This window comes from Methylobacter marinus A45 (assembly GCF_000383855.1).
Taxonomy (GTDB): domain Bacteria; phylum Pseudomonadota; class Gammaproteobacteria; order Methylococcales; family Methylomonadaceae; genus Methylobacter; species Methylobacter marinus.
Window position 1 is genome coordinate 4,439,417 of the sequence record NZ_KB912877.1, and the last position, 13,692, is coordinate 4,453,108.

A 13,692-nucleotide genomic window follows, 5' to 3' on the forward strand; every position below is an offset into this window, starting at 1 on the left:
TTCTTGCTGATGATTTTGATAAATGGCGAATGCAAGCGGCAAATTGAAATATCTGATCGTGGCTTTCAGTATGGCGACGGATTATTCGAGACAATAGAGGTCAAAAACGGCAAGCCAGTATTTTTTGATCGGCATTTAACGCGTTTAAACACTGGTTGCAATCGACTGCATATTCCTGTACCGGATCCTGAACTGCTTACTGCTGAAGTTTTCAGTCTTTGTAAGGATTCGGATCAGGCTGTACTCAAACTAATAGTAACGCGCGGATCAGGCGGGCGAGGCTATCGTCAGCCTGATCCAATCCTGCCTACCCGGGTATTGAGCCTCCATCCTTATCCTGATTACCCTCTTGCACACAAAGCGCAGGGCATTGCGGCCCGATTCTGCGACACTCGTTTAGGGCTGAACCCACTACTGGCTGGCATAAAACATATGAATCGACTCGAACAGATACTGGCACGAGCCGAATGGAATGACACCGCTATTCAGGAAGGAATTATGCTGGATATCAATGATCATATTATTGAAGGGACGATGACTAATCTTTTTTATGTGAAAGATAGTTCAGTCCATACCTCGCTGCTGACTCATGCGGGTATTTCTGGGATTATGCGCGGCATAATCATGGAAATATTGTTACACAACGAGATTCCAATAAGTGAGCGGTTGTTTAATAAAGATGAATTTTTATCGGCTGATGAAATCTTTGTCAGTAATTCAATCATTGGTATATGGCCAGTCAACCAAATTGATAACAGCTATTTTCCGGTAGGTCCCATAACCAGGCAATTACAATCTTGTCTGGAAAAATTTAAAAGCGAAGCGGAGGCATCCAGGCCGTGAGCCATAAAATTATCGGATTTATGTTGTTAGCTTTCAGTTTTGCGGGAGGATGGGCATGGATGGATTATCAGCGCGCCGTGGAAAATCCTGTTGTGTTAGAAAAACAGGTTTATATTGATATCGAAAAAGGCGATTCGCTTGACCGAATAACAGACAAACTGATCGACCAGGACTTGGCGATAAAACCCTTGTGGTTCAAAGTCCTTGCTTACACAAGCAAATCGGCAAAAAAAATTAAAGCCGGAGAATACGAACTATCGCCTGGTTTAAATGCGCCGGAAATATTGGCGCTGTTCGTACAGGGAAAAACCAGGCAATATGCCATTACCTTTCCGGAAGGGTGGCGTTTTAAGGATGTATTGCAGGCAATCGAGAAAAATCCTTATCTTGAGCACACGTTAAACAGTACTGATTCTGAGGCTTTAATGCGGCAACTGGGAGCAGACGTAATACATCCTGAAGGCCTGTTTTTTCCCGATACCTATTTTTTTGAAAAAAACATGACCGATGTTTCTTTGCTAAAAAGAGCTTACGACAGGATGCAGCAGGTATTGCAACAGGAATGGCTCAATAAAGCCGAAAACCTCCCTTTAAAAAGTCCTTACGAAGCGCTGATTCTCGCTTCCATTGTTGAAAAAGAAACTGCGGTAGTTGAAGAGAGGCCGCTAATTGCCGGCGTATTTATTCGCCGATTGGAAAAGGGCATGCTGTTGCAAACAGATCCTACGGTAATTTACGGTATGGGTGATCATTACAATGGAGATATCACCTGGGACGATTTAAAAACAAGCACGCCTTACAATACTTATGTTATTAAAGGATTGCCACCTACCCCTATAGCGATGCCCGGAAGAGATGCTATTTACGCGGCATTACATCCCAATAGCGGAAACAGTCTGTATTTTGTGTCTCGAGGTGACGGCACACATATGTTTTCCTCAACCTTAAAAGATCATAACCGTGCAGTTGATATTTTTCAAAGGAAGAAAAAATGACCAGAGGGAAATTTATTACTTTAGAGGGCGGGGAAGGGGTAGGAAAAAGCACTAACCTGAACTTTATAAAAGGTTATTTACAGGACCATGGCATCGCTGTCATAACTACCCGCGAACCGGGCGGTACTCAACTGGCAGAGAAGATACGTCTGTTACTGTTGGATGCGGGCGACGAAAACATTTCGGAGTCAACGGAGCTCTTATTAATGTTTGCGGCAAGGTCTCAACATATCGGGCAGGTGATTGAGCCTGCGCTGGCACAAGGAAAATGGGTGGTTTGCGATCGCTTCACCGATGCCACTTATGCGTATCAAGGTGGCGGGCGAAACATGGAAATCAGCACCATCAAGTGGCTGGAAAATCTTGTCCAGGACTCACTGAGCCCCGACTTGACATTGTTGCTCGATGCCCCTGTCGAGATAGGCATTGAAAGAGTGCGAGAGAGGGGAAAACTGGATCGTTTTGAATCGGAAAAAATCGATTTTTTTGAACGGGTCAGGCAGGCTTATCTGAGACGAGCCGAACTATATCCGGACAGAATCAAACTCATTAAAGCGAATCGGCCATTAAACGATGTGCAAAGAGCACTGGTTGATGTGCTTCGGCAACTAATAACATGAACTCAAATTCATTATTACCCTGGCTTCAACCGAACTGGGAGCAGTTGTATAGTTACATTGCCCAGAAACGTGTTCCTCAGGCTTTGCTTATTACCGGTAATAAAGGCCTGGGAAAGCAACAATTGGCTAATCAATTCGCGCTTTCATTGCTGTGCGCAAACCCTCAGCCTAATGGTCTACACTGTGGTTATTGTGATAGTTGTAAGCTAATCAACGCCGAAACGCATCCTGATTATATCAACATTCAGCCCGAGGAAGCCGGCAAAAGCATCACAATTGCCCAAATTCGCAATTTAATTACACAGCTCACCTTAAAGCCTCAGTTTGAGGCTTATCGTGTCGTTATTGTCAATCCTGCCGAGCAGATGAATCATGCCGCGGCCAATGCCTTTTTAAAATGCCTGGAAGAACCGACAGAGCGCACTATTATTATATTAATTACCGATAAACCGGCAAAATTACTGGCAACTATAGTAAGCCGATGTCAAAAGATGGCTATAAATATTCCTGCCAAGGATATTACGCTCACCTGGTTGCAACGGCATGTGCAGGAAGATACGGAACTGTTGTGCGGTCTGGCCAGAGGAGCGCCATTATTGGCCCAACAATATGCAGAAGAAGGTCATATAACTATACGTAATGAATGCTTCAAAACATGGTGGGGTATAGCAAAACAGCAGTGCAACCCTGTCATTGTTGCTGAAGATTGGCATAAACTGCCAGAAGCTCCATTGTTATTTTGGGTTACCTCCTGGATTATCGATATAATCAAGTGTTTTTATCTGGCAAATATTGAAAATCTGTACAATCCGGATTTGGAGAAACCCTTGAAAGAACTGTCACAACGATTAGAATTAACAAGAGTTTATAAATTGTACGATCTATTATTGGAGACTCGACGACGATTGGATTCTCCAGTCAATAAGCAATTGATGTTTGAAGAAATCTTAATAAAATGGTCTGAAATCAACTTGTTGAGCAAATAATACCATGGCAGAATCAGCACCCAGACAAGGTATATTGTCACTTTCAATCAAAGATAAAAACGCTTTATATGCGGCTTATATGCCTTTTGTGACCAACGGTGGTCTGTTTATTCCGACCAACCGAGACTATCAAATGGGTCAAGAAGTATTTATGCTGCTTAATTTAATGGAAGAAACCGAGCGACTTCCCATTGCCGGAAAAATAATCTGGAAAACGCCTCCGGGTTCCGAAGGCTACAGAGCAACAGGGATCGGTGTGCAATTCAGTGATCAGGATGGGGGCATGGCTCGCAATAAAATAGAGACCTACTTGGCCGGTGCTTTAGGTTCCGACCGCTCAACCCATACCATGTAATTTTATCGAATGCTCATCGACTCTCATTGCCATCTGGATCGCATAGACCTGAAGCCGTATCAAAATGATTTTTCCTGCTTCATGAAGGAAGCGGAAAATAATCAAATTGAACATATGTTATGCATAGCAATCGACTTGGAATCTTATCCGGCCATGCATGACTTGGTTTCAGGATATTCTCAAATATCGCTGACCGTCGGCGTTCATCCCAATGTTAAGGATGGCAGGGATCCTGGCGTAGATGAACTCGTCGCTTTAGGACAGGAAAAAAAGGTTATCGCAATAGGGGAAACCGGATTGGATTATTTTCGCAGCGAAGGCGATCTTGGCTGGCAACAACAACGCTTCAGAAATCACATTAATGCAGCAAAAATATTAAAAAAACCTCTGATTATTCATACCCGCGAGGCCAAAGAAGATACATTGCGAATTTTGGAAGAGGAACGTGCTCAGGACATAGGCGGAGTGATTCATTGCTTTACCGAAGACTGGGATTTCGCCGAAAAAGCCCTGGATTTGAATTTTTTTATTTCTTTTTCCGGTATCGTGACGTTTAACAGTGCCAAGGCAATTAAAGAAGTAGCAAAAAAAATACCTGCCGACCGCTTCCTCATTGAAACTGACTCGCCTTATCTAGCGCCGGTTCCGTTTCGCGGAAAAACTAACTATCCTACTTATGTACGTTATGTGGCTGAACATATAGCTGAATTAAGAAATACAAGTTTTGAACAAATCGCGAAACAGAGCTCGGAGAATTTCAAAAGGCTTTTTCAATTAGAACTTGGCTAAATCCTGGCTCCACTTGGACCAACCCTTGTCATATTGGCCGTCACGGCTATCAATTACCTTTACAAACAGCGAGCGGTCTTAACGCCGCTTTAGCTGTACTGGAATACCACCCTTAGGCCGCATAGTTACAGCCATTTCAACCTCAACTTCATCATTATTGAGCAATTGCACATCATAATTTTGAAGAATCATACTTAACAGCAATTGACTTTCAAGCATGGCAAAATGGTTACCAATGCAAATACGCTCGCCGGTACCGAAAGGCATAAAAGCGAACCTCCGGTTTTCAGTCGTTAAAAACCGATCAGGATCGAATTTTTCCGGCTCTGGCCAATAGTCGGGGTGATGGTGAATATTATATATGCTGAATACTGCCAGTCTGCCGGCTTTAAGAGGATACCCATCAATTTCTGTATCCTGAACTATCTTACGAATGATAGTGTTTGCCGGTGGACGAATGCGCAGGGATTCATTTAACACTGCCCGGGTATAAACCAGTTTCTGTAAGGTTTCGGCATCGGGTATCCCGCCCTGTAAATGTTCTCGGAGTTCAGTCCTGAGCTTTTCAAGGACATCCGGATGTTTAGCCAATAGATAGAGCGTCCAGGTGAGCAGGTTCGCCGTGGTTTCATGACCTGCTATAAAAATCGTAATGACTTCATCGCGGATTTGCCGGTCGCTCATGGCCTCACCGTTTTCGTCACGCGCATTCAACAACATTGTCAATAAGTCATGTTGCGGTGTGGACTGGGACCGATGTTGCTCAATCATGCCGTACATGATGTCATCCAATAAAGCCATGGCTCGCTTGAATTCCTGATTGGCTGGCGTAGGTATGCATAAGGGTGGAATTAAAGGGTTTGCCTGGGTTTGGGAAGCATATTTTATTCCAATCCTCAAGGCCGGTTCTATCTCAGCTATTCTATCGAGCACGCTGGTACTGAACATGGTTTGAGTGATGATTTCCAGCGTCAAGTGCATCATTTCGCTTGCAAGATTGACCTGGGCCCCATCACCTAATTGTTCCCAACGTTGCAACAGGTTATTTCCGGCCAAAATCATTTGTGGCAGCATTGATATTAAATTGGAGCGTTGAAATATAGGCTGCATCAAACGTCGTTGCTTACGCCATAAATCACCTTGACTGGTAACCAGGCCTTGCCGTGAAACCAAAGCCAGCGCTGTCGGTTTTTCCGGGTTATATGGTTTGACAAAATTATGGCTTTGTTTAATTAAAGCTAGTTCCACTAACTGTGGATGACTGAATAAATAAAACTGTCTGGTGGCCAACCTGAAGTTGACTAAATCGCCATAATCGCGATGCCAATCACAGAATGTTTGAAACGGATTAACCTTAAACTGGCGTAAATTGCCTAGAAAAAAATCACCTTTGACCTGAGGAATAGTTTTGGTTGTCATTATTATATCGATAGTTAGTAATTGAGTTCAGGATAAATTGGCTGTGATATTATCATATGATTCTTCAGGTAAATTGGGTCATAATGGTTTAACTCCATGCACCATTACTATACTGGCACTGCTGTAAAAAGAGTTATTATGTGCGGCCTGTTGTAACTCCGTTCGCCATTGCGCAAGTGCTTCCGGGGTAATGACATTATCAGCTAACGCTTTGTTTTCGAGGGCTTCTTGGACGCCTATAGCATAAAAAAATGCTAGGTCTGTGGAAGGATTTACAAACGCTTCTACTTGAATATCAGTAAAATGAGCCTCATTAAAGAGGCGATATAAGTTTCTTCCTGAATAACCATTAGGGAAAAATTTCTCCAGGCGGTAATTCAGTAATAAGCGCTCTATCTCAGGCGATTCGCAAGCAACTGACATGCTCGCCCAATCCGGTTCAATAACAACTACATGTCCTCCTGGTTTTGTCACTCTAAACATTTCCGCTACCACCTGTTCTGGATTGTTTAGATGCATGAAGAGTCTTTCGCTCCGACAGCTGTCAAAGTGGTTATCATTAAAGCTTAAAGCACTCGCATCTTCTTGCTGGAAATGGACAATATGCTGCATTTCAATTTCTTTCACTTGCGCAGATGCTTGTTTTAACATTGCCTCGTCGTAATCAACGCCAATTGCAGAGCCATTGGGCGATACAAGTCCACCCAGTTCAATAGCATCAATGCCAGGGCCACATCCTAAGTCGAGAACTATGTCGCCTTGTTTAATTTGCATTTTTTTATAGCTAATTTGCTTAAGAGATGCAAGAATTTTGCCTGTCTTCTTTAAATAATCAATGTCGGCAAGCCCTTTGAATTCGGTCATATGATTTTTTCCTGTTGGGATAAATGTGGATTAATTTTGTATTTAATTTATAGAAAATAGTCTAAAATTTAATCATAATTATATGAATAGATAAGAAATTTAACTAGATGAAATTTATGTATTAATCACTCAGTAATTCATCATGAAAGAGTTGATGGTGAAGAGCGTAAAAAATGGATATGGATAATTATGTGGGACAAAAAAGAAATAGGAAATCATTATTCAAAATATTTTCGGATGGTAAATGTTAATACAGAAGAGCTTAGAAAGGTTGCCTATAAATTGCGATACAGCGTATTTCATGAGGAATACGGCTATCATAATTTAGGCAATTCCTTAAACAATATGGAAATTGACGAATATGATGAATATTCTCTGCATAGTTTGTTATTTCATAAACCTAGTAATCAAGCCATCGGCTACATACGATTAATTCCACAAACAGAAAAACACTGCAAATCTCTACCGATTGAAAAATATTACAGCGATTCCTTTGATTTTAAAAACACCGGTCTGGATAAAATGCCAGGAATAAATACTGGCGAACTTTCTCGAATGGCTATTATTTCATCATTCAGACAACGACTTTCTGACGGAGCTGATCGTGATAATGAGTATCGAAAAGATTTGACTTATTCATACAAACGTTTTCCGATCAATTACTTACCCATGAGCCTCATGCTGTCAGCTATGTGCTTTGCATTTAGGGAAAATCTTGAATATGGATTTGCTATGATAGAACCGCGTTTTGCAGTTTTATTAAAACATCTTGGTGTTCAATTCGATCAGATAGGGAAACCTGTTGAATGCTTTGGAATACGAGCTCCTTATGTTTTTTACCGAGAAAATACCTTTAAAAATTTAAAGCCGGAATTTCGTATTCTGTTTGATACAATAAGTAGTGAGTTAGCTGAATCGAATATAAATAATACTATTCATAGTAATGCAAGTTAAAACCAAGAAAAAAAGCAGATTCCTGAGTCTCACCTGGAAAGCAATTCTAGCCGTCAGCATTGCCATTCTGACATCTTCAGGCAGTGTTTTCATGTTCGGTAACCTGACATTAGAAAAAAATTATACACAGGAGCGTGATAGGGTACACCGGTTTTACCAGCAAGCATTTAACAGCATATTGCAGCAGTCAAAACTTGATCAAATCGATATCACCTGGATCGTTCCCGCTATTATTAGTCTTGACCTTTCATCGCATCAGGCATTAAACCAGATAGAAAAAATTATTAATGCCAATTGGTTCAAAATCGAGCTTGAGTCTGACATAAAATCCGCTTATTTATTTTCTAAAGGTGGTGGGTTGCTTAATAGTTGGGGCGATACCACACTTAAGGCGGATGTTTTTTCCCCCTGGCTCAATTACGTACTTGAAAATGAAGAGCCATTTGAAAAGATTCTCTGTAATATCAGTTGCGTGCAATACAAAGCTTATCCTTTCTTACATAATGGGGAATTTGCCGGCGTGTTCATATTTGGAAGAGACCTGGCAGACATGGTGCTAAGAATGAAAGCGATTACCGGGAAGGAAATTGGGATTCTTGTACAGAGTAATGAAAATAGAACAGTCTCAACAAGACCTATTCTTGATAAATGGTCAAAGACGATTATCGCATTAACGGAATATCAAAAAAGCTTTCCTATCTTGCTGGCTGTCATGAATAAAATACCAAATGGCTTGCCGGAAAAAAAAGCACGCTTTGAATACAATAATAATAATTATGAGATAATTGTTTTTCCATTTAGTAATGACAGTAGCATTGCCGATCTTGTTATTATCGATAACTTAAGCGAAGAATTAATTGATATTAATAAATCTTCAATGCTATACGCATTAAGCGGTGTAATAAGCTTAATATTGGCAGGTATAATATTGTTATTATTGTTAATTAAACCAATGCGGCGCTTAAATGCCTTCATTGCTTTACTGCCATGGATAGCCAAGAAAAATTACATAAAAGTAAACGATATTATGCCGGCAACTTCCGCACATAAACTCTTTAATGATGAAATCGATATATTAAATAATGCCACACAGGATTTAATCGTCACTCTGAAAAATTTAGACAGAGATGTCGATTTGCGTACACAACGATTGGCCGAGAGAACTGTTGAACTGCAGCAGGAAAAAAATCTGGTTTCCAATATACTTAATACAGCTCAAGTTATTATCATAACCATTAATAATAATGGAAAAATATTAATGAGCAACAGGTATGCAGAGAAATTGATTGGTTATAATGAAGAAGAATTAAAGCAACAATTGTTCGTTGACCTGGTTTTTGGCCATGAAGATTTCAAAACTATTTCTAGTGCTATTAATGAAATCGCCAATCGACAACGAAGAACCTTCCGTTATGAATGTATTATATTTTCTTCAAAAGGAAACGAATTATACATTTCATGGTTTTTTACCCTTATCAAAAACAATAAAAAAACCGAAATATTATCGGTTGGGCTTGATTTAACTGAACGCAGAATAACCGAAAAAAAATTGTCATGGCTTGCAGATCACGACCCATTGACCAACTTATATAACCGCCGGCGGTTTGACCAGGAATTGACTCATGCTTTATCTGTCGCCACACGTTATAACCAGAAAGGCGCTCTTATCCTGTTTGATATCGATCAATTTAAAAATATTAATGACAGTAGCGGTCACAATGTGGGGGATGAATTATTGATCAAAGTGGCCGATAAGCTGCTTTCGATAATTCGTGATTCGGATATCGTTGCCAGATTAGGTGGTGATGAGTTCGTGGTTATTTCTTATTGCATCGATCAGGACCATGCAGAGAAATTGGTACAAAAAATTTGCACCGAGATTGCGACCGTTAAAGTGGCGGTTAACAATATTGAGCTAGGAGTCACTATTAGCGCTGGTGTGCTGATTTTTCCGGCCCCCGGTTTCTCGCCCCAAGAATTGATGGCCACCGTTGATATTGCCATGTACAAAGCAAAACAAATGGGCAGAGGAGGGTGGTGTCTTGCCTCAATGGAGGATTTGGCCAGAGATGAAATCCGACACAGGGTGAATTGGAAAGCGAAAATTGAAAAGGCGTTGGAAGAGGATAGATTCGTTCTTTATTATCAACCAATTATGAGAATTACCGATAAAAGCATTTCCCATTATGAATGCTTGTTACGGATGGTTGGAGAAAACGGAGAAATTATTCCGCCGGGCATGTTTACCGGTATTGCCGAGCATTTCGGACTGATTACTAAAATTGACCAAAGAGTGATCGACCTTGCCTTTAAAAAGCAGTCTTTATTTATAAAGCAGGGATTGGAAATTCATTTATCAATCAATCTTTCAGGTGAAATGCTTTCTAATCCCAATGCATTTTCCATTATTACTGAGCATCTTGATAAATGGAATGTTCCGGCTCATAAGTTCATTTTCGAGGTTTTGGAAACTCAGGCGGTAACCAATATACAAGCGGCTCGTGATTTTATGACCTATGTAACGAATATTGGCGGCAAGTTTGCCTTGGATGATTTTGGTGTGGGATTTTCATCAATGAGTCATTTAAAACAACTGCCTGTGCAGTATTTAAAAATCGATGGCAGTTTTATTAAAAATCTTGCTAACAATAAGGAAGATCAACTTTTCGTAAAAGCAATCAATGATGTCGGGCAAGGCATGGGGATTAAAACAATAGCCGAGTTTGTTGAAAATGAAATGATACTAAAAGAATTGTTGGGCATGGGAGTGGATTATGCTCAAGGTTACGGTATTGGTAAGCCTATGCCAGAACCAGAGTTTAATCCGTATAAAGGGCACTCCCAGCCAACGCCGGAAGTGCCAAATGAAATTAAAAATCATAAGACAACATTACTGAATATAAATCCCAATGCTGTTTTGTAGGGCCGGTATTTTCTAAAGTGGATATTGCGCCAGTACCGTTTATGCGATGATATTCCGTGCTCAGAAGTAAATTAGGTATTATTTTTAACCGCAAACCGACAGTCCAGTCCTTAGCAAATCGTGAATAAGCCGGTCTGCCATATTTCATAGCAAATTTTTCTCCATTTTTATCATCTTTATCCCAGATAAGTTCGTCATATCGAATCATTCCCTCCAGATAGGATGTAAATTTATAAATGCCTTGAAGATAATAACCTGTGCCGGTAGTGTCAGAATCAGGAAAAAGTCCGAAATTATTTAATCGCAAATTTCGAAACTCATATTCTCCAGTCAGAGACCATTTCTCAGCATTATATTGAGCAGAAAAAATTAGTGGTGTAACTTTGACCTGACCTGACCCCACGTTATTTGAAGCTGCTGTAGGAATAAATCTACTATTAAACTCGGCGTAAGTAATTGCAAGCCGGACTTCCCCACTTCTCCACTCATAATTAATACGTCCTCCCCATGAAGCTTGGCCTTCCATTTTCCCTTGATTATTACCGACAATTAATTGTTTAAAATCAGGGTCATCGTCACTACGAGGATTAACGACGCCTAAATTAAAAGAAAAGTCCCCCCAATCAGTATTTTGTTCACCATATAAATAACCACCGTCAGAAGATAGTGCAATATTTCTATTAATATCAAAATAAATTGATTGCGGCAAAAATATACCTGGCCTAGTAGATGCAACATCACGGGTATCGTTATATAACCCTAACGGAGCGGGGACTCTTCCTGCCTTAATCCCCAGCAAACTTTCCTCAGAAGAGTACAAGCGATAGTCAGCAAGCCCATAATCGATACGTAGGCCTTGCTCATCGGTTAATCCCGCATCCCGCCATACCACCTGCATCGCTATCTGTAAATCAGGGATGATGCGCCATGAACCATTAATGCCTAATTCCCTGAAATCGGTAGAAATACTATCGTCGGAGTTGCCGAAAAAATTATTGTCCGATGTATGAATAATTGCTTGAGAAAGGAAACCGTGAATTTGAACCGAATCCGGCAACCAGTTTTTTTCACCTGCAATGCAATTGCTGGAAATAAAAGGCGCTGCAATCAATGTGTTGCAGACGATAATTCTCTTGATTTTATTTAAATTAAATTCCATAACATACATATCGTATTTCCTTATTTAATATCCAATTTCTTGATGCCATCAGTTAAGTCTTTTAAATTTAAATAGCCTACAGATCCTGGCGTGTTTGCTATTTTTTCAATCATTTCCGTTTTACTTTCTACAAGAATTGGAGCTTGTCCAGAACCGCTGAATACTAATTTATTCCAGTTTCGGCGCATTTGATGAGGAAAAACATTTAATATTTGTTTACAGAATTGTTTATGTAACGGGTCATCATCGTTTAATACAAAAACTGTCACGGCTGATCCATCATTCCAGCGCAGCAGGCGCATTTTAAAAATAGCACTCAAACCGTTTCGGCTTATGGAGTCTTGTTGATTAGTGCTGTTGATGACTGGAATAACAATATTTTGTTGCTCATTTACAGGTGGCGCAGCTGAAGCAAATTGATTCAGAAGAAGGACGAATAGAGTGAGTATCAAGCTCAATCTGGGTCGTAACTGAGAGAATAGGGCAATTTGTTGCAAACTGGATAACCGGTTATATATAGATTCGACTTTATAGAAAACGCCTAATGAGAAATTGTTAGCTGTAATACAATTCCATTATGGTTAACGCTTTTTCTAATTCTTCATTATTATTATAAAAATGTGGCGACAACCGTATTCCACCACCGCGTAAAGCGCAGATAATGCCGTTTTTCTGCAGGTATTTGTAAAATGCATTATTCGGGATTGTTTTGTGTTTGAATACTATGATACCGGAATTAAATTGATTTTGCCGTTGCGATAATAATATTAGCTGATCATTTCTATCAATTCGATCCATTAAATAATTTGATTTTTCCATAACCAATGATTCAACAGCGGCCATTCCCGTTTCCAGTAGTAGGGATAAGCTGGCTGAAAGCGCATGGATGCCAAGCATATTTGGGCTGCCGCATTCAAAGCGACGTGCCGTAGGATGAATTTCCCACGGTTTGTTCTCATAATTATAGGCGTCTTTCATCATATGCCAACCGTACTGAGTCAATTTCAGCTTATTCCTGGCCTCCGGCGTGGTATAAAAAACACCCAGACCTTCAGGACCTAGCATCCACTTATGACCATCGGCCATAACGAAATCAGCATGATAAGCCTGCACATCAAACTGAACGGCTCCCAGGCTTTGAATAGCATCGATACAGAACAGGATATTGCGCTGTTTGCAGAATGCTCCTATTTTTTCCAGGTCCAGACGCAGGCCCGTGGCAAATTGAATAGAGCTGATCGTTAACAATCGGGTATTGTTATCCACCAATGCAAATAAAGCGTCTTCAGGGGAAATGGCGCTCCTTAAGTCCGCTTGACGAAATTCCACACCCAGATTTTCCAGGGATTGCCAAGGTAACCTATTAGAGGGGAATTCCTCGTCGCTGGAAACGATATTGTCGCCGGATTGCCACTCCAGACCATAAGCGACAAAGGATAAAGCTTCCGAGGTGTTTTTAACTAAGGCAATATCATCGACGGAAGGCGCATTTAGCAATGTTCGCAATTGGCCGCGTAATTCGGATTCCTTAGCCAGCCAATCAGAATAAAAATGGGAACCGTACTGGGTGTTTTGTTCTGCAAACTTAATAACCGCAGTACTGGTTCTTTTGGGCCACGGTGATACGGCGGCATGGTTTAAATAAATTAAGTCATCGGTTAGCGGAAATTCTGGATGTTTCATAACAGGTTAATCTCGAAAATCAAGACGGATTAATAAACAAATAACTTCGCATAATGTATATTATGTTAAATTATGGTGTGCTGACATAAATCTAATGCTTTT

General features: G+C 40.5%; 13 protein-coding genes. 8 read left to right on the forward strand and 5 right to left on the reverse strand.

Annotated features, from left to right (window positions below):
• Positions 1–9 precede the first annotated feature (9 nt).
• The 6 genes from pabC to METMA_RS0120825 are packed head-to-tail and all read left to right on the forward strand — an operon-like array spanning position 10 to position 4,588.
• The gene (gene pabC / locus METMA_RS0120800; RefSeq protein ID WP_027147509.1) at positions 10–843 is read left to right on the forward strand and encodes an aminodeoxychorismate lyase; all 834 of its coding nucleotides are present in this window, start codon (positions 10–12) and stop codon (positions 841–843) included.
• Complete coding sequence (gene mltG / locus METMA_RS0120805; RefSeq protein ID WP_020161045.1) at positions 840–1,838, forward strand: endolytic transglycosylase MltG; 999 nt, start codon at positions 840–842, stop codon at positions 1,836–1,838. The genes pabC and mltG overlap by 4 nt, the downstream gene beginning before the upstream one ends.
• Positions 1,835–2,458: a dTMP kinase gene (gene tmk, locus METMA_RS0120810; protein ID WP_020161046.1), complete on the forward strand. Its 624-nt coding sequence runs from the start codon at positions 1,835–1,837 to the stop codon at positions 2,456–2,458. The genes mltG and tmk overlap by 4 nt, the downstream gene beginning before the upstream one ends.
• Entirely contained in the window at positions 2,455–3,444 is a 990-nt protein-coding gene (locus METMA_RS0120815) for a DNA polymerase III subunit delta' (RefSeq protein ID WP_020161047.1), read from the forward strand. The genes tmk and METMA_RS0120815 overlap by 4 nt, the downstream gene beginning before the upstream one ends.
• Before the next feature lie 4 nt (positions 3,445–3,448).
• On the forward strand, positions 3,449–3,799 hold the full coding sequence (locus METMA_RS0120820; RefSeq protein WP_027147510.1) for a PilZ domain-containing protein: 351 nt from the start codon (positions 3,449–3,451) through the stop codon (positions 3,797–3,799).
• 9 nt (positions 3,800–3,808) lie between these two features.
• Entirely contained in the window at positions 3,809–4,588 is a 780-nt protein-coding gene (locus tag METMA_RS0120825; RefSeq protein ID WP_020161049.1) for a TatD family hydrolase, read from the forward strand.
• 78 nt (positions 4,589–4,666) lie between these two features.
• Here the strand turns inward: METMA_RS0120825 and METMA_RS0120830 are convergent, their stop codons facing one another.
• Both METMA_RS0120830 and METMA_RS0120835 read right to left on the reverse strand, forming a co-directional pair.
• Positions 4,667–6,007, reverse strand: a complete 1,341-nt coding sequence (locus METMA_RS0120830; RefSeq protein ID WP_020161050.1) for a cytochrome P450 — start codon at positions 6,005–6,007, stop codon at positions 4,667–4,669.
• Positions 6,008–6,085: 78 nt separating this feature from the next.
• Positions 6,086–6,871: a methyltransferase domain-containing protein gene (locus METMA_RS0120835; RefSeq protein ID WP_020161051.1), complete on the reverse strand. Its 786-nt coding sequence runs from the start codon at positions 6,869–6,871 to the stop codon at positions 6,086–6,088.
• Positions 6,872–7,060: 189 nt separating this feature from the next.
• Between METMA_RS0120835 and METMA_RS25280 the strand changes: the two genes are divergently transcribed.
• Positions 7,061–7,825 carry a PEP-CTERM/exosortase system-associated acyltransferase gene (locus METMA_RS25280; RefSeq protein ID WP_020161052.1) on the forward strand — a complete coding sequence of 255 codons (765 nt, stop codon included), beginning with the start codon at positions 7,061–7,063 and terminating at the stop codon, positions 7,823–7,825.
• Entirely contained in the window at positions 7,815–10,748 is a 2,934-nt protein-coding gene (locus METMA_RS0120845) for a bifunctional diguanylate cyclase/phosphodiesterase (protein ID WP_020161053.1), read from the forward strand. The genes METMA_RS25280 and METMA_RS0120845 overlap by 11 nt, the downstream gene beginning before the upstream one ends.
• On the opposite strand, the gene METMA_RS0120850 is transcribed toward METMA_RS0120845, so the two are convergent.
• From METMA_RS0120850 to METMA_RS0120860, 3 genes are read right to left on the reverse strand one after another with little or no spacing between them, the layout of a single operon-like run.
• The gene (locus tag METMA_RS0120850) at positions 10,696–11,916 is read right to left on the reverse strand and encodes a hypothetical protein (protein ID WP_020161054.1); all 1,221 of its coding nucleotides are present in this window, start codon (positions 11,914–11,916) and stop codon (positions 10,696–10,698) included. The genes METMA_RS0120845 and METMA_RS0120850 overlap by 53 nt on opposite strands.
• Positions 11,917–11,927: 11 nt before the next feature.
• Positions 11,928–12,404, reverse strand: a complete 477-nt coding sequence (locus METMA_RS27905; protein WP_020161055.1) for a hypothetical protein — start codon at positions 12,402–12,404, stop codon at positions 11,928–11,930.
• A 58-nt stretch (positions 12,405–12,462) separates the two neighbouring features.
• The gene (locus tag METMA_RS0120860; protein WP_020161056.1) at positions 12,463–13,590 is read right to left on the reverse strand and encodes an aminotransferase class V-fold PLP-dependent enzyme; all 1,128 of its coding nucleotides are present in this window, start codon (positions 13,588–13,590) and stop codon (positions 12,463–12,465) included.
• Positions 13,591–13,692 lie beyond the last annotated feature (102 nt).

Excerpts from the sequence above, each read along its gene's own strand:
- tmk (WP_020161046.1), top strand. The coding sequence starts at position 1,835 with ATGACCAGAGGGAAATTTATTACTTTAGAGGGCGGGGAAGGGGTAGGA.
- METMA_RS25280 (WP_020161052.1), top strand. The coding sequence starts at position 7,061 with ATGTGGGACAAAAAAGAAATAGGAAATCATTATTCAAAATATTTTCGG.
- METMA_RS0120825 (WP_020161049.1), top strand. The coding sequence starts at position 3,809 with ATGCTCATCGACTCTCATTGCCATCTGGATCGCATAGACCTGAAGCCG.
- METMA_RS0120835 (WP_020161051.1), bottom strand. The coding sequence starts at position 6,871 with ATGACCGAATTCAAAGGGCTTGCCGACATTGATTATTTAAAGAAGACA.
- METMA_RS0120830 (WP_020161050.1), bottom strand. The coding sequence starts at position 6,007 with ATGACAACCAAAACTATTCCTCAGGTCAAAGGTGATTTTTTTCTAGGC.
- METMA_RS0120860 (WP_020161056.1), bottom strand. The coding sequence starts at position 13,590 with ATGAAACATCCAGAATTTCCGCTAACCGATGACTTAATTTATTTAAAC.
- METMA_RS0120815 (WP_020161047.1), top strand. The coding sequence starts at position 2,455 with ATGAACTCAAATTCATTATTACCCTGGCTTCAACCGAACTGGGAGCAG.
- METMA_RS0120850 (WP_020161054.1), bottom strand. The coding sequence starts at position 11,916 with ATGTATGTTATGGAATTTAATTTAAATAAAATCAAGAGAATTATCGTC.
- METMA_RS0120845 (WP_020161053.1), top strand. The coding sequence starts at position 7,815 with ATGCAAGTTAAAACCAAGAAAAAAAGCAGATTCCTGAGTCTCACCTGG.
- METMA_RS0120820 (WP_027147510.1), top strand. The coding sequence starts at position 3,449 with ATGGCAGAATCAGCACCCAGACAAGGTATATTGTCACTTTCAATCAAA.
- pabC (WP_027147509.1), top strand. The coding sequence starts at position 10 with ATGATTTTGATAAATGGCGAATGCAAGCGGCAAATTGAAATATCTGAT.